The sequence below is a fragment of the Leifsonia sp. NPDC058292 genome, from assembly GCF_042880955.1.
GTDB lineage: Bacteria > Actinomycetota > Actinomycetes > Actinomycetales > Microbacteriaceae > Leifsonia.
In genome coordinates this window covers 74646-90600 of sequence record NZ_JBHVYL010000013.1, presented here as the reverse complement: position 1 = coordinate 90600, position 15955 = coordinate 74646, and the positions used below count along the sequence as shown (strand labels likewise).

General features: G+C 68.4%; 14 protein-coding genes and 1 tRNA gene. 10 read left to right on the top strand and 5 right to left on the bottom strand.

All coding sequences use genetic code 11. The features are described from left to right. Positions 1-81: 81 nt before the first annotated feature. Entirely contained in the window at positions 82-1527 is a 1446-nt protein-coding gene (locus tag ACFVWR_RS09655) for an MDR family MFS transporter (protein WP_387210502.1), read from the bottom strand. A 118-nt stretch (positions 1528-1645) separates the two neighbouring features. Here ACFVWR_RS09655 and ACFVWR_RS09650 point away from each other — a divergent pair, with 118 nt between their 5' ends. From ACFVWR_RS09650 to ACFVWR_RS09630, 5 genes are all read left to right on the top strand, one after another. Further along, positions 1646-2275 (top strand): ArsR/SmtB family transcription factor, encoded by a 630-nt coding sequence (locus tag ACFVWR_RS09650; RefSeq protein ID WP_387210499.1) that lies wholly within the window; start codon positions 1646-1648, stop codon positions 2273-2275. Further along, positions 2272-3549 (top strand): MFS transporter, encoded by a 1278-nt coding sequence (locus ACFVWR_RS09645; RefSeq protein WP_387210496.1) that lies wholly within the window; start codon positions 2272-2274, stop codon positions 3547-3549. The genes ACFVWR_RS09650 and ACFVWR_RS09645 overlap by 4 nt, the downstream gene beginning before the upstream one ends. Before the next feature lie 77 nt (positions 3550-3626). Then, the gene (locus ACFVWR_RS09640) at positions 3627-4352 is read left to right on the top strand and encodes a hypothetical protein (protein WP_387210493.1); all 726 of its coding nucleotides are present in this window, start codon (positions 3627-3629) and stop codon (positions 4350-4352) included. Between the two features lie 114 nt (positions 4353-4466). After that, positions 4467-8198 (top strand): AAA family ATPase, encoded by a 3732-nt coding sequence (locus ACFVWR_RS09635; RefSeq protein ID WP_387210490.1) that lies wholly within the window; start codon positions 4467-4469, stop codon positions 8196-8198. A 35-nt stretch (positions 8199-8233) separates the two neighbouring features. Continuing rightward, positions 8234-8419: a hypothetical protein gene (locus ACFVWR_RS09630; protein WP_387210487.1), complete on the top strand. Its 186-nt coding sequence runs from the start codon at positions 8234-8236 to the stop codon at positions 8417-8419. A gap of 45 nt (positions 8420-8464) precedes the next feature. Here ACFVWR_RS09630 and mscL read toward each other — a convergent pair whose 3' ends face one another. From mscL to ACFVWR_RS09615, 3 genes are read right to left on the bottom strand one after another with little or no spacing between them, the layout of a single operon-like run. Continuing rightward, the gene (mscL, locus tag ACFVWR_RS09625) at positions 8465-8947 is read right to left on the bottom strand and encodes a large conductance mechanosensitive channel protein MscL (protein ID WP_387210484.1); all 483 of its coding nucleotides are present in this window, start codon (positions 8945-8947) and stop codon (positions 8465-8467) included. A 21-nt stretch (positions 8948-8968) separates the two neighbouring features. Continuing rightward, entirely contained in the window at positions 8969-9322 is a 354-nt protein-coding gene (locus ACFVWR_RS09620; protein WP_387210481.1) for an FmdB family zinc ribbon protein, read from the bottom strand. A 42-nt stretch (positions 9323-9364) separates the two neighbouring features. After that, entirely contained in the window at positions 9365-9949 is a 585-nt protein-coding gene (locus tag ACFVWR_RS09615) for a 5-formyltetrahydrofolate cyclo-ligase (protein WP_387210478.1), read from the bottom strand. A 59-nt stretch (positions 9950-10008) separates the two neighbouring features. Here ACFVWR_RS09615 and galU point away from each other — a divergent pair, with 59 nt between their 5' ends. From galU to ACFVWR_RS09590, 5 genes are all read left to right on the top strand, one after another. Continuing rightward, entirely contained in the window at positions 10009-10977 is a 969-nt protein-coding gene (galU, locus tag ACFVWR_RS09610) for a UTP--glucose-1-phosphate uridylyltransferase GalU (protein WP_387210475.1), read from the top strand. A gap of 25 nt (positions 10978-11002) precedes the next feature. After that, complete coding sequence (locus ACFVWR_RS09605) at positions 11003-11665, top strand: GNAT family N-acetyltransferase (protein WP_387210472.1); 663 nt, start codon at positions 11003-11005, stop codon at positions 11663-11665. Positions 11666-11729: 64 nt separating this feature from the next. Next, positions 11730-12821, top strand: coding sequence for a hypothetical protein (locus ACFVWR_RS09600; protein ID WP_387210469.1), 1092 nt, complete (start codon positions 11730-11732; stop codon positions 12819-12821). A 49-nt stretch (positions 12822-12870) separates the two neighbouring features. Then, a tRNA-Ala gene (locus ACFVWR_RS09595) sits at positions 12871-12946 on the top strand. 459 nt (positions 12947-13405) lie between these two features. Next, a complete protein-coding gene (locus ACFVWR_RS09590) occupies positions 13406-15397 on the top strand; it encodes an FAD-binding monooxygenase (RefSeq protein ID WP_387210466.1) in 1992 nt (663 codons plus the stop codon). On the opposite strand, the gene ACFVWR_RS09585 is transcribed toward ACFVWR_RS09590, so the two are convergent. Continuing rightward, the gene (locus tag ACFVWR_RS09585) at positions 15298-15915 is read right to left on the bottom strand and encodes a LysE/ArgO family amino acid transporter (protein WP_387210463.1); all 618 of its coding nucleotides are present in this window, start codon (positions 15913-15915) and stop codon (positions 15298-15300) included. The genes ACFVWR_RS09590 and ACFVWR_RS09585 overlap by 100 nt on opposite strands. Between the last annotated feature and the right edge of the window lie 40 nt (positions 15916-15955).

Genomic DNA, 15955 nt, shown 5'->3' with positions numbered 1-15955 from the left:
AGTAGATGCGGCCTGGAGGGCGCGCCAGGTCGCAACAACTCGCCCCTCGCGGCGGTGCGCGCAGCGCAGCGCCGCCGGGCGCTACTCGGCGACGGGGGACTGGCGCGAGAGCTCGACGTCTTCGACGCGCGCCCGCGGCATGGCGAAGCCGGCCGCGATGGTGAGGATCGCGACGACCGCCACGGCCAGGAACACGGTGCTGGATGCCGCCTGCACGGTCGCGGGATCGTGCTCGCCCGCCGCCGACCCGGCGATGATCGCGTTGGCGATCGCACCGAACACGGCGACGCCGACGGAGCTGCCGATCGAGCGGGCGAACAGATTGGTTCCCGTCACGACGCCGCGCTCCGCCCACGCGACGCTCGACTGGGCCGCGATGAGCGTCGGGGTGGCGATGAGGCCCATCCCGAGGCCCACGATGAAGCAGCTGAGAGCCACGAACGCGACGCTCGGATGGGTCGACGTGAGCACGAGCACCACGGCGCCGACGATCGCGATCGTCGTGCCGAGCAGGGCCGTGTTGCGAAAACCGATGCGGAGGTAGAAGCGGCCCGAGAGGGATGCGGCGATCGGCCAGCCGATGGTCAGTGCCGCCACCGCGAGTCCCGACACGATCGGCGTCACATGGATGGTGCCTTCCAGATACGTCGGCACGTACGACGTCAGTCCGATGAGGATCGCACCGACGCCCAGCGAGATGAGGGTCGTCGTGACGAGGAGCCGCCGCGAGAAGACCCAGAGCGGCAGCACCGGCTCTGTCGCCCGGCGCTCCACCAGGATGAACGCGATGAGCAAGAGCGCTCCTAGCGCGAACGCCCCGATGCTCCAGACGGAGTTCCAGGCCCACGCCTGCCCGCCCTCCAGTACGGCGAGGATGAGCAGGCTCATTCCGAAGGTCAGCAGGATCGCGCCCGCGTAGTCGACCTTGTGCTTGCGCCGCTCGATCGACTCGTGGAACGTGCGGATGAGCATCCACCCGGCCAGGATGCACAGCGGCACGTTCACGAAGAAGATCCACCGCCACGAGGTTAACTGCGAGAAGACTCCGCCGAGGGTCGGCCCGACCACGGACGAGATCGCCCACACGCTGGCCAGGTAGCCCTGCACTTTCGCGCGCTCCGCGACGGTGTAGATGTCGCCGGCGATCGTGACCGCCATCGGCTGCACCGCGCCGGCCCCGAGCCCTTGCACCGCGCGGAACGCGATGAGTGCCGGCATGCTCCAGGCGAATCCGCAGAGCACGGAGCCGACCAGGAACAGGCCGATGCCGATGAGCACGATCGGTTTGCGCCCGATCATGTCGGACAGCTTCGCGTACACGGGAACGGACGCGGCCTGAGCGAGCAGGTACACCGAGAACAGCCAGGGGAACTGCGTGAACCCACCCAGGTCGTCGACGATCGACGGCACGGCTGTGGCGAGGATCGTCGAGTCGATGGCGACGAGTCCGGTGGTCAGCATCAGCGCGATCAGCACGGGCCCGCGCTCAGACCGGAATCCGACGCCTGCAGTGGTGGGGGAAGTCATGGTCTCCTGACGAAAGGGGTCGTTGACGTCTTGCAACTACACAGACGTTGTACATCAACGCGGCAGGGGAGGGTGCATTCCCTTGACTCCGACCGAAAGAGCGATCACAATGTGAAACATGTCTTTCACATCAGCGCAGCCGGAGAATCGGCGACAGGTCACGGATGCGCGGGCGCTGCGAGCCCTCGCGCATCCGCTGCGCCTCGCGCTGCTGAACCATCTGATGGCGTTCGGCGCCCAGACGGCCAGCCAGTGCGCGGCGGTCGTCGGCTCGACCGCGTCGAACTGCAGTTATCACCTCCGGTCGCTCGCTCGCTTCGGTCTCGTCGAGTCGGTCGACCCGGTCGACGGGCGCGAACGCCCCTGGCGCTCGACGGCGACCGGCCTGCAGTTCGGGCAGCCGGACGACCCCGCGCTCGCCATCGGGATCGACTCCGCCGAGCGGATGCTCGTCGAGAAGCAGATCGACGACGAGGCGCGGCTCACCCACCGTGCGATCGCTCAGCGCAACCAGCTGCCGGAACAGTGGCGGGATGCGTCCCTGCTCTCCGGATATTCGCTCCGGCTGACACCGGACGAGCTGCGGAAACTGGGGGAGCGGCTGGATGCGCTCATCCGCCCGTACATCGGCCTCACCCGCACCGACGCCCCCGACGGCAGCGACGTCGTCGCCCTGCACCTGAACGCTTATCTGCATCCCGACGCGGCACCCATGGATGCGGCGCCCACGGATGCGGTGCGCCCATGACCGAGACGACCGCAGCCCCAGCGCCGCACCGGCCGCGCTCGCCGCTTCTGCGCCGAGACTTCGCGCTCGTCTGGGCGAGCAGCCTGATCTCCGACACGGGGGACTGGCTGCTGATGATCGCCCTCCCGCTGTTCGCCTTCGCGGTCACCGGCTCGGCGCTCGGTGCGTCGACGGTGTTTCTCGCGGAGCTCATCCCGATGCTCGTGCTCGGCAGCTTTCTGGGCGTGCTGGTCGACCGCTGGGATCACCGGCGAACGATGATCGTCGCGAACCTGCTGCAGGGAGCCCTGCTGCTGCCGCTGCTCGCGGCCACGGCCGACCGCATGTGGATCGTCTATGCCGTGGCGGCGGTCGAGGCCTGTCTCGGCGCCATCGTCAACCCGGCGAAGCAGGCGCTCGTTCCCCGCCTGGTCGAGCCCGAGCAGTTGGGAACCGGCAACGCGCTGATGGCGGTCAGTGACAACCTGTCGCGCCTGATCGGCTCTCCGCTCGGCGGCCTCGCCTTCGCGACCGTCGGCCTGCCCGGAGTCGTGGCGATCGACGCGGCGAGCTATCTCGTGAGCGCGGCGCTGGTGGCGGCGAGTCGGCCGCGGCCGGGACAGACCCCGCAGGGCTCGGATGCGCATCCGGCAGCCGATCCGCTGCCCCGGCCGCACTTCCTCCGCCAGTGGCTCGACGGCCTGTCGACGATCCGGCGGGTGCGTCCGCTCGGCGCCGTCACGGGCATCACGACGCTTGCGCAGTTCTCACAGGGGATCTTCCTCGTGCTGTTCATCGTCTACGTCGTGCAGAACCTTGGCGCCGCCGACGCCGAGGTCGGTCTGCTGCGCGGCGTGCAGGCCATCGGCGGGGTCGTTGGGGGCCTGTTGACCGGTGTGCTGATCAAGAGGTTCAGCCCGCGCACGCTCGTCGGCTGGGGATACCTCTTATTCGGTGCCATCTCGCTGCTCACGTGGAACCTGTCGGGTGTGACCACCGTCGTCTGGGTCTACGTCGGTCTCTTCATCGCCGTCGGCATCCCCGCGGTCGCGACGATGAGCGGAATGATCACGATCGTGCAGCGGGTGACGCCGCCGGAGGCCCTCGGCCGGGTCTTCGCGAGCGTCACCACCTTCGGTGGCGCGGCCCAGGGTGCGGGGCTGCTCGTTGCGGGGCTGCTCGCCGAGCATCTCGACGTGGTCACCATCCTGAACGGCCAGGCCGGGGTCTACCTCCTGTGCGGTGTCCTCGGCCTGGCACTCCTTGGCGAGCGCGGAGCCTCGGCCAGACGCTGACCCCAGGCGGGGCAGGCCCGACCGTCACGGCCGGATCTTCCTTGCGGCGTCGGGGGCGCATCCCATTCAATGGGGGCATGAGCACCGTCGACCCAACCATCGCCCGCAAGCTCAGGGAGAGCAGACGGCCGTCGACCGCGAGAGTCGTCACGGTGCTGCTTCTGCTCTTGCTCGGCGGGCTCCTTGCCGGATACGGCTGGGGGAGCACCGGCCGTCTCATGGACGAAGCCGTCGTCGCTCCCGACGCGACCGCCATCATCGCCATCCCGATCGGCATGCTGGTGTCGATCGTCTCGTCGATCGCTTGGGCCGCGATCGTCATGAAACGCAGCGACCTCGGGATGATGTACGGCACCGCCGCGACACTCCTGGGTGCCGGTGCCGGCGTGCTGCTCGCCTCCCGGGGCTACGCCGACGCGACACCGGTCGTTGTGATCGGGTCGGGTATTCTCGCGCTCGCCGTCGTGTGCCTGGTGCTCGGCGTCGCGGCCGCCGCGGCCCGCGCCCGCAAGGCTCGCGCCGAAGACGCGGCGATGCGCACCGGCACGCTCGCGACAGGGACCGTCTCCGACAAGGGGTACACGGTGTTCCGCGAGAGCAGTCGCATCCTGACCACCGTCACGTTCACGTTCACCGATGTGCACGGGGTGCAGCGCTGGGTGCAGCGCACGATGACGATCAATGCCGCCGACCCGGTCGAGAACGGGCAGGAGACCCGCCTCTGGTACGACGCCGCGAACCCGGGGAACGACCGGGCTATCGTCGTCGAACTGGCGCACCGCTCGCCACTCCGGGCGCCCTGAGGCGCTGACCACACCCTTTCACGCGAAACTCGCCCCGGATTGCGCGGGATTGCGAGGATGTGCACGTAGGGTGGCCGTGTGTGGCGACTCGACAAGAAAACTGAGGATGACGACATGATGTCGGACATTCCGGACGACGACGCCCTGAACCCCCAGAACACGACGTCTCCGCACGCCCTGAGCCTGGGCGATCCGGGGCTGGTGGCAGGCAACATCGCCGAGCCCGTCTGGCAGCGCTGGCGCGACGAGATCGCGGCGCTCGGCGGTGCATCCCCTCTCCTTCACTTCGAAGACGGTCCGCGCACGCGAATCGAGCTGAGCTCGACTCACCCCGGCGGGCTGCCCCCGTTCATCACGGGCCAGAGCACGTTGCTGTCGAGCCTGATCCGGGATGAGCTCGCGCTGCGTTCCGCCCGGGCGGCGGCGAACGCCATCACCGCCAAGGGCATCGAGCTGCGGTCGGTGCGGGGCATCGAATCGGTGCATCTCGCGATCGGCCTCGCGCAGTGGCGTCACGGCGGCGATGAGTTCACCGCTCCCATCCTTCTCCGCCCGCTCGCCATCCGGCGGTACGGCCGCGACTTCGAGCTGAAGCTCAAGGGTCAGCCTTTCCTGAACCCGGAACTGGCCCGCGCGCTCGCCGAGCAGTTCCAGATCACGCTCGACGCCGACGCCTTCGTGGCGCTCGCGCTCACCAACGGCGTCTTCAAGCCGCAACCGGTGATCGACCGCCTGCGTGGCCTCACCTCCCACCTTCCTTGGTTCAATGTGCAGCCGCGGCTCGTCGTCTCCTCGTTCGCCGACGTCGCCACGGCCATGCGCGCCGAGGCAGAAGACCTCGACACCGTGGTGCTGGATGCGCTGGCCGGCAACCCGTCCGCCCGTCGCACCGTCGAGAGCGCGTTCAATCCGGTCACCTCCCTGCGTCAAGACGAGCGCCCGCCGGCCACGGATAACCTGCTGCTCGACGCCGACGAGGAGCAGGAGAACGTCGTCGCGCAGATCGCCGCGGGAAACTCCGTCGTCGTCAAGACCCTGCCCGGAACCGGCGGCACCCAGACGATCGTCAACGCGATCGGTGCGCTGGTCGGTCAGCACAAGCGGGTTCTCGTCGTGAGCCCGCGCCGGTCGAGTCTCGACGACATCAACCACAGGCTCGGGCAGGTCGGTCTCCCCGGTCTCGCCGTGACCCCGCGCACGCTGCGCCGTGACGTCATCCAGTCGATCGGACGCAACGAGAAGGCCACCCAGCCGCGCGTGACCGACGTCGACGACGCCCTCGTGCGTCTGCGCAAGGTGCTGCTCGACTACCGCGCCGCGCTGACCCGCCGCGATCCGGTGCTGCACGTGTCGGTGCTCGAGGCGCTCGGCGAACTCTCGCGGCTGTCGCTGCTGCCAACGCCACCGTCGACGACCGCGCGACTCGACCGCCAAGCGATCGAGCTGCTCGCCGACGACCGCGCGAACGCAGCGGATTCGCTCATCAAGGCCGCGCGCCTGGGTGAATTCCGTTACGGACCGAACGACTCGCCCTGGTACGGCGCCTCCTTCTCGACGACCGCGGAAGGCAACGCCGCGCACGAGCTCGCGAAGAAGCTCAACCGCGCCGAACTGCCGCGGCTCATCGAGCGCGCCAAGAGCCTCATCGGTCAGACCAGGATGCGTCCCTTCGAGACCATCGCGGAGCTCGGGGTGTACCTCCGCCTGCTGCTCGACGTGCGCGAGACGCTCGACAAGTTCCAGCCAGCCGTCTACGACCGCTCGCTCGCCGAACTCATCGCCGCGACGGCGACCCGGCGCGAGTCCGCCACCATGTCGGGCGCCAACCGTCGCCGGCTTCGCAAGCTCGCCCTCGAATACGTGCGCCCGGGCGTGCATGTCACCGACCTCAACGAGAGCCTGCGGCGCATCCAGCAGCAGCGCATCCTCTGGCAGCGGTTCGCGGCGGCTGGAGTCGTTCCCGAGCTTCCGGTGGGGCTCGCGGATGTGCAGGTCGCCTACCAGCGTGTAGCCGAAGACCTCGCGCGCCTCGACATCCCGCTGCGTCGCACCGGTTCGCAGAACTCGCTCTCGATGCTGCCGATCGACGAGCTGACCCGGCAGATCGCGGGACTGGCCGCCGAATCCGAGGTGCTGGCCAACCTGCAGGAGCGCACGGCTCTGCTCGGTGAACTGCGCGACAGGAAGCTCGACCCCCTGCTCGCCGACCTCTCGCGCCGCCACGTGCCCGAGAGCCAGGTCAGCGCCGAACTGGAACTCGCCTGGTGGCAGTCGGTGCTCGAGACACTTCTCGCCTCCGATCGCGCGCTGCTGAGCGCCAACACGGGCGTGCTCGACCGGCTCGAGGCCGACTTCCGGCTCGTCGACGAAGCCCACGCCTCCGCAACGGGTCAGCAGCTGGCCTGGATGCTCGCCGAGACCTGGAAGATCGGCATCGTCGACTGGCCCGACGAAGCGGCAGCGCTCAAGAAGCTGCTGAAGACCGACCAGCCGACCGCCGCGACGCTGAACGCAGCGGCTCCGCACCTCGCGCGTCCGCTCGCACCGGTCTGGCTCGTCTCCCCGTACGAGGTGCCGAGCATCAGCAGCGACGTCTCGTTCGACGCTGTGTTCCTCGTCGACGCCGGCGCCTCGAGCCTCGCCGAGAACGTGCCGGTCATCCGACGTTCACGGCAGATCGTCGCGTTCGGCGACCCGGTCACGCAGACGCCGTCGCGGTTCGACATCGGTGTACACGAGTACGGCAAGACGGTCGAAGACGTCGACGTCGACGCAGCCCACGCCGACTCGGCCCTCGCGCAGCTCTCGGAGCTCCTGCCGGTCTACACGCTCACCCGCAGCTACCGTGCCGGCGGAGAAGACCTCGCCGACCTCGTCAACCGCCGGTTCTACGGCGGCAAGATCGACTCCCTGCCCTGGGCGGGAACGTACCTGGGTCACGGCAGTCTCACCCTCAACTACGTCACCGGTGGCCAGGGGATGCCCGACACCGACACCGGAGCCGTCGAGAGCACCGACGCCGAGGTGTCGAAGGTGGTCGAGCTCGTGCTGGAGCACGCGTCGAACCGCCCCCGCGAATCCCTCATGGTGATCACGGCGAGCGAGCGTCACGCGGTGCGCGTGAACCAGGCCGTGCTCGCGGCGTTCGCGAAGCGCACCGAGCTGGCCGACTTCATCCTCAAAGACCGCGCCGAGCCGTTCACCGTCGTCACCCTGGAGCAGTCGGTGGCGCAGAGCCGCGACAGGGTCATCTTCTCGATCGGCTACGGACGCACGCCCCACGGCCGTCTGCTCTCCAACTTCGGTTCACTCGCCGAGCCGGGCGGTGAGCGACTTCTCGCCGTCGGCATGACGAGGGCTCGTCGCTCGATGGACATCGTCTCCTGCTTCAAGCCCGACGACATCGACGACACCAGGATGCGCCACGGCATCGCCGCCCTGGCCCAGGTTCTGGGTGAGGCCGACCAGATCACCGCATCCACGCCCCAGTATCTGAGCCACGACACCGAGCCGATGCTGCTCGACCTGGCGAAGCGTCTCGTGCGGCGGGGCCTCGACGTGCAGCTCGGGTATCGCGGAAAGCTCTCGCTCGTCGCGTCGAACGCGGGCCGTGCCGTCGTCGTGGAGACCGATGACGATGTGAACAGCGGCAGCCTCCGTGAGTCGCTCCGGCTGCGTCCGGATGTGCTGCGCCGCCTCGGCTGGCACTACCTGCGCGTGCACAGCTTCGAGCTCTTCGCCGACCCCGACGCCGTTGCGGGGCGCATCGCCACACTCATCGGCGTGACCGACGTCTCGACTGAGACGGCGCCCATCACCATCCCCGTCGTTCCCGCTGCATCCTGACAGCGTCTTCGCGCGGCGGCGGTTACGCTTGACGGGTGACTGAACCACCCGTTCGACGGCACCGGCGCGCGCAGCTGCCGGCGGCGGCAGGAACCGACCCGACGCCTCAGGCGACGGATGCGCCCGCCCGCGCCGCCGAAGACACCGACCGCGCCTGGGGGGACCGCGGCGCGGACACCAACGACGAGCGGCTCAAGCAGGACGTTCCGCCGCACTGGTGACGCGCATCCCGCGCTATCGCGCTGAGTGCCAGACGCGACCCACGGCTACTCGGCGTGCTTGCCGGTGCCGGGCGCGACGTCGGGGAGCTGCGTCGTTGGGGCACCGGATGCCGCAGCGGCGTCGGCCGGCACGCTCTGCTGCGCCTGCAGCAGGTCGCGGATCTCGGTGAGCAGGTCGATGTCGGTGACCGGTGCATCCGGCTGTACGACGCCCTTGTTGCGGAGCTTCTGCGCGTGGTTCTTGGCCAGGTTGATCGGGTAGACGAACACGAAGTAGACGATGACCGCCACGATCAGGAACTGGATGGCCGCTCCGACGACGACGCCGAATTTGATCGTCGCATCGCCGATCGGCACGTTGAGCGCGTTCTCCAGGTCATCCGCGTGGAACAGCGCGCCGATCAACGGGTTGAAGACACTGTTGACGATCGAGTTGACGACAGCGGTGAACGCGGCGCCGATGACGACCGCGACAGCGAGATCGATGACGTTACCGCGGAGGATGAACTCCTTGAAACCTTTGAGCATGGACGTTCCTTTCGATGAGGATCAGGACGAACTGGAGGCGGAGGACGACGACGAGGACGAGGTGGTTGACGGAGTCGATGGGGCAGAACCCGCCGAGCTGCCTGACGTCGAGCCGGAGTCGCCGGAGCCGGAGCCGGAGCCTGAGCCTGAGCCTGAGCCTGAGCCTGAGCTCTTGCCGCCGTCCGACGCGGCCGACTTCCCGCGGGAGTCGGTGCGGTAGAACCCCGAGCCGTTGAACGTCACGCCGACCGCACCGAAGACCTTGCGAAGGCTGCCGCCGCAGGTCGGGCAGACGGTCAGCGCGTCGTCGGTGAACGCCTGGTGGATGTCGAAGGCGGTTCCGCAGTCACGGCACGAATACGAGTATGTGGGCAAGGAGGGCTCCAGAAGGATGGGGGTGTCGGGTGGCGCAGGAGGTCAGGAGAACTGGACGATCCTGGTCGGCGTGACCGCGCCGTCGACGGGTTGATCGTGGCGTTCGCGCGGCACCTCGTCCAGCAGTTCGGAGTCGTAGAGCACGGCGTACACCGGGGGACATTTTTCCATGCTCCCCAGGGTCTTGTCGAAATAGCCGCGCCCCCAGCCCATCCGCATGCCATCGGCGCCGACCGCGGCGGCAGGGATGACGATGAGGTCGACGTCGTTGATCGCGATCGGGCCGAGCAGTTCGCCGACGGCCTCGGGCATCCCGAAGAGTCCCTCGGTCTCCGTCTCGCCATCGCCGGTCGTCCAGTCGAGCAACCCGTCTTCGCGGGAGATCGGGAGCAGAACGCGGAGCCCTTGCTCATGCGCCCAGTTGAGGAACGGCCGGGTGTCCGGCTCGATCGGCGTCGACAGGTAGCAGGCCACCGAGCGGGCGGAGAGATCGGTCGCGAGATCGACGAGGTTGCGGGTCAGCCCCGCCGTCGCCGCGGCGCGTTCCGGGCCGGTGAGGTTCTGCCGTCGCTCGCGGAGTTCGGCGCGGAGCGCACGCTTGCGATGGGCCGCAGTATCCGAATCCATGACGCAATCCTAGGAGATTGCGCGCCAGACCCCCGCTCAATGCCGATAACCTGAACATCATGGCAAAGCGAGTATCGAAGGCAGTCATTCCCGCGGCAGGGCTCGGAACCCGGTTCCTGCCTGCAACCAAGGCGATGCCGAAGGAGATGCTTCCCGTCGTCGACAAGCCCGCGATCCAGTATGTGGTCGAAGAGGCTGTGGATGCGGGGCTCCACGATGTGCTGATGATCACCGGGCGCAACAAGAACGCTCTCGAGAACCACTTCGACCGCGCCACCGAGCTCGAGGCGTCGCTGAAGAAGAAGGGCGACACCGACCGTCTGCAGAAGGTGAACTACTCCACCGACCTCGCCGACATGCACTACGTGCGTCAGGGCGACCCGAAGGGTCTCGGTCACGCCGTTCTGCGCGCGAAGATGCACGTCGGCGACGAGCCGTTCGCTGTGCTGCTCGGTGACGACATCATCGACAGCCGCGACCCCTTGCTCAGCCGGATGCTCGAGGTGCAGGAGGAGAAGAACGCGACGGTGGTCGCCCTCCTCGAGGTCGACCCCGACTCCATCCACCTCTACGGCGCCGCAGCCGTCGAGACCACCGACGAAGACGACGTCGTGCGCATCACCGGGCTCGTCGAGAAGCCCGACCGCGAGCACGCGCCCTCCAACCTCGCCATCATCGGCCGCTACGTTCTGCGCCCCGAGGTGTTCGGTGTGCTCGAGAAGACGGAGCCGGGCAAGGGCGGCGAGATCCAGCTCACCGACGCCCTCCAGACCCTGGCGGCAGACACCGAGATCGCCGGCGGCGTCTACGGCGTCGTCTTCCGCGGGCGCCGGTACGACACCGGCGACCGCCTCGACTACATCAAGGCCATCGTGCAGCTCGCCGTCGACCGCGCCGACCTCGGCCCCGAGCTGCGCCCGTGGTTGCGCGAGTTCGCCGCAGGCCTCGATGACGCTCCCGCCGACTACGACGTCGTCGAAGAGATGACCGCCGCGCCCTCCGACTCGCTCGCCGAGTCGGTCGACTAGCGCCGCCGCGACGAGAGGAAGGTCTGTGGCGATCGTCGTTCCGACTTTGAGCGAGGGCAAGATCGCGCTCCGACCCATCCGGCTCCGGGATGCCCGGGGCCTGGAACGCTCGCTACTCGACAACCGGAGCTGGTTGCGGCAGTGGGAGGCGACGAGCCCGTACGCGCCGATGTCGTTCGACACCCGGTCGAGCATCCGTTCGCTGCTCGCCAATGCCCGCGCCGGCCACGGCCTGCCGTTCATCGTCGAGTACGACGGGGAGCTCGCCGGGCAGTTGAACGTGTCGTCGATCACCTACGGCTCGCTGTCGTCGGCGACGATCGGCTACTGGATTTCCGAGAAGTTCGCGGGCCGCAACATCACGCCGACCGCCGTCGCCCTCGCCACCGACTACTGCTTCTACCAGCTCGGCCTGCACAGGATGGAGATCTGCATCCGTCCGGAGAACCAGCCGAGCCTGCGGGTCGTCGAGAAACTGGGCTTTCGTTACGAGGGCCTTCGCCGGCGGTACATCCACATCAACGGCGACTGGCGCGACCACTTCTGTTTCGGGCTGGTCTCCGAGGAGCTCACCCAGGGAGTGCTGCGGCGCTGGCTCGACGGGCAGGCGCCGACGGACGCGGCCACGGTCACGGCGGAGGATCGTGCCGCGGCCGCCACGGGCATCCCGATCGCCCGAGATCGCTAGAGCTTTCGGAACACACCCGACCGACTGACCGGCCGCCGGCGGTTGCACCCCCTACCGTGGAGACATGAATGGGGACGTGATGGGCGGCGGGGTGGTTGTCGCCATCGCGGCCGCACTCTGGCTGGCCTACCTGATTCCCGTGTGGTCGCGTCGGCGTGAATACATCGCCACCGAGCGCAACGCCGTGCGTCTGCAGCAGACTCTGCGCATCCTCGCCGAGACGAGCGAGATGCCCGAAGAGGTTCGCCTCGAGGCGAGCGCTCGCGCGGTGGCCGAGCAGCAGCGCATCCTGAAGCGCGCCGAGCAGCGCACCATGGCCGAAGCGCGAGCCGCGGCGGCAGCGCGCGCCCGTCGGGAGCACGCCGTCGCCGAAGCGGAACGTCTCGCCGCCGAAGAAGCGGAGCGCACCGCCCTGCAGGCCATCGCCGTGGAGCGGGCCGCCCGCGCGGCTGCGGCCCAGCGCGCGAGCGTTCTGGCCGCTGCGACCGTCGGCCCCGCACTCTCCCCGCAGCGTCGACGCCGCTTGCGTCGTGCTCGCGCTCTCAGCTCGGTCGTCCTCACAGTGGCATTGGTCGGCGTTTTCGGCGGCCTCGCCGCGGTCATCGTCTCCGGGGCGTGGCTGTTGCTTGCCGCGTCGACGGTGGTCGGTGCAGCAGCCATCGGGATGCTCGGCCGCCTCGCGCGCCCGCAGCAGGCCGAGACCGTCGGCCGCGCACAACGGATCGCCCCCGCGGCTCCTGCCCTCTACGACGATGCGCAGCACGAGGTGCGGGTCGAGGCGCGCGCTCCGCGTCAGACCTGGACGCCGCAGCCCCTGCCCAAGCCTCTGCACCTCTCCCGCGGTACGATCGCGGCCAGCGCGATGGCCTCCATCGATGCCGCGACCGAGCTGCGCCGCGCCGCCGCCCGCGCCGAGATCGACCGCAAGGCGGCCGAGTTCGCACCCGATGGCTCGCCCTCTGTGACGCTGGCGCCGCTCGCGCCCATCGCGCCGGTGGCACCCCTGCGGCCGGCCGCTGCCGTTGCTCCGCAGGTGCCGGTCGCACCGGTGGCGACCGCCTCGAACCGCTACGCCGCGATGGGTGTCGTCGACGGTCTGAGCGACGGAGCGATCGACCTGGATGCGGTTCTGCGCCGCCGACGCGCCGCCAGCTGACCCGATTCGGTATCCACCCCGCGCGGGTGATATCGTGGCTGAAGTTCAAGGGGCTATGGCGCAGTTGGTAGCGCGCTTCGTTCGCATCGAAGAGGTCAGGAGTTCGAATCTCCTTAGCTCCACCACTTGGCTGACAAGTCATCATCGAAGAAGGCCACCCCTCGGGGTGGCCTTCTTTGTTTGCGCCCGTGGCGTCGCTCGGTGGCTAAGGGAACGAGTCGATCGCATCTCGAAACTAAAATTACATGTTTTGGCATTAAGAATGTTTTCTTGCGGAAATCCGTTCTCGAAGTCGCGAGGGTAGCGCCGTGATACTCACACATGTCCGAATGCGAACCGAGCACTCGGATCGATGTCGAGTTGCCCGTAAGGGGATGCGCGAGCTGCTCCGGCCTCGAAAGCTGATTCGGCGCACGTCGAAGGGCCGCGACCGATATGGGGGGTTCCACGTCTTCGCGTGCGCCTTGCCCGCCGGCGCTGGACCTCGTACAATCGCATGAGCGATATCAGAACGCGCTGTTCTATTATCGAACATCCGCCTTGACGACAGTCGGGCTGCCGCACGATGAAGTGAGGAGCACACAGTGCAGTTCCACCACCACGGGTATGTGTCAGGGGATCCGCGCATCCAGCCTGCAGCCGGCGTCGGTATCGATCGCCCCGCCGAGCTGCCCGACCTGGTCGATGTGCTCATCGTCGGAAGCGGCCCCGCAGGGATGATCGCGGCCGCCCAGCTGTCCCAGTTTCCGGGCATCACGACCCGCATCGTGGAGCGGCGCGGTGGGCGACTGGCGATCGGCCAGGCCGACGGCATCCAGGCCCGCAGCGTGGAGACGTTCCAAGCTTTCGGGTTCGCCGAGCGCATCATCGCCGAGGCGTACCGCATCACCGAGATGGCCTTCTGGAAGCCGGACCCGAACGATCCCACGAAGATCGCGCGCGCGGCACGCGCGGTCGACGACCCGACGGGCATCAGCGAGTTTCCGCACCTCATCGTGAATCAGGCGCGCGTGCTCGATTACTTCGCCGAAGTCATGGCCGGCTCGCCCACGCGCATGGTTCCCGACTACGGCTACGAGTTCAGCCGCCTGCACGTGGACGAGGCGGGCGAGCATCCGGTGACCGTCACACTCGTGCACACCGCGGGCGAGCGCGCGGGGCAGGAGCGCACCGTGCGCGCGAAGTACGTGCTCGGTGCGGATGGGGCGCGCAGCAAAGTGCGGGACTCCATCGGATGCACGCTGGCCGGAGACCAGGCCAACCACGCCTGGGGTGTCATGGATGTGCTCGTGGTCACCGACTTTCCCGACATCCGCACCAAGTGCGCCATCCAGTCGGGGGCGGGCGGCAACATCCTGCTCATCCCGAGGGAGGGCGGGCACCTGTTCCGCATGTACGTCGACCTCGGCGAGGTCGCGGCCGACGACGCGGGCCGGGTGCGCGAGACCACGATCGAGCAGATCATCGACAAGGCCAACGAGATCATGCATCCGTATCACCTCGATGTTCGCAACGTCGCCTGGCACAGCGTCTACGAGGTGGGCCACAGGCTCACCGACCGGTTCGACGACGTGCCGCTGGATGAGGTGGGAAGCCGCACGCCGCGGGTCTTCATCGCGGGCGACGCCTGCCACACGCACAGCGCGAAGGCCGGCCAGGGGATGAACGTCTCCATGCAAGACGGATTCAACCTCGGCTGGAAGCTCGGGCACGTGCTCGAAGGTCGAAGCCCGGAGAGCCTGCTGAGCACGTACTCAGCCGAGCGGCAGGTGATCGCGAAGAACCTGATCGATTTCGACAAGGAGTGGTCGTCGCTGATGGCCGCGCGACCCGACGAGCTGGCCGACCCCACCGAGCTCGAAGACTTCTACGTGAGAACCGCCGAGTTCCCGGCCGGATTCATGACGCAGTATCCGCCGTCCCTGCTGATCGGGGAGGCCCACGATCAAGCGCTCGCCACAGGGTTCCCGATCGGCAAGCGGTTCAAGTCGGCCGTCGTGACGCGGGTGTGCGACGCCAACCCGATCCACCTCGGTCATCACGCCACGGCGGATGGGCGCTGGCGCATCTACGTGTTCGCCGACGAGGCGCGCGCAGGAGAGGATTCGCCGACGTCGAGGCTCGCCGAGTGGATTGCACGCTCGCCGGAATCGCCTGTCGTCGCCCACACGCCCGAGGGTGCGGATGCGGGCGCCTGGTTCGATGTGAAGGTCATCTACCAGCAGGATCACACCGGGGTGGACATGGGCTCGGTGCACGAGGCGTTCAAACCCCGGGTCGGCCCGTTCGAACTGATCGACTACGAGAAGGTCTACGCCGCCGACCCCGCGGCGGACATCTTCGAGCTGCGGGGAATCGATCGCGCCGGCGCCATCGTCATCGTGCGCCCGGACCAGTACGTCGCGAACGTGCTGCCGCTGACGGCGACGTCGGAGCTGGCGGAGTTCTTCCGCCCGATCATGGGCGCCGTCAGCCCTCAGACAACGAGCAGCACAGCGAGCACCAGCATCAGCACGGCGATGCCACCGTCGAGGATGCGCCAGGCGACCGGTCTCGCGAACACGGGCGCAAGGTAGCGGGCGCCGAAGCCGAGCAGACCGAACCAGAGCGCGCTCGCGATCACCGCACCGGCGCCGAAGACCCAGCGCCCAGGATCCCCATGCGAGGCGGAGAGTGAGCCGAGTAGCAGAACGGTGTCCAGATACACGTGCGGGTTCAGCCAGGTGAGCGCCAGGCAGGTGCCGACGGCGGCAAGCAGGCTGGTCGCCGCCGAGCCCGACGCCGCCCGGAGCTCTTCGGGACGCAGCGCGCGGCGTGCGGCGAACAGCGCATAAAGAACGAGGAACGCGAAGCCGGCCCATCGAACGATCTCGAGGGCTAGCGGCGCGGCCTTGATGACGAGCCCGATGCCGGCGACGCCCGCGGCGATCAGAATCGCGTCGCTCACGATGCAGATCAGCACGATCGGGAGCACGTGCTCGCGGCGCAGACCCTGACGCAGCACGTAGGCGTTCTGGGCGCCGATCGCCACGATGAGGGAGAGGCCTGCGCCCAGCCCGGTGAGCAGGGTGGCGAAAACGGCGGCGGGAGTCACAGCGTCGACTCTAAGGAGAATGGCGTCGACAGTGAAGCTC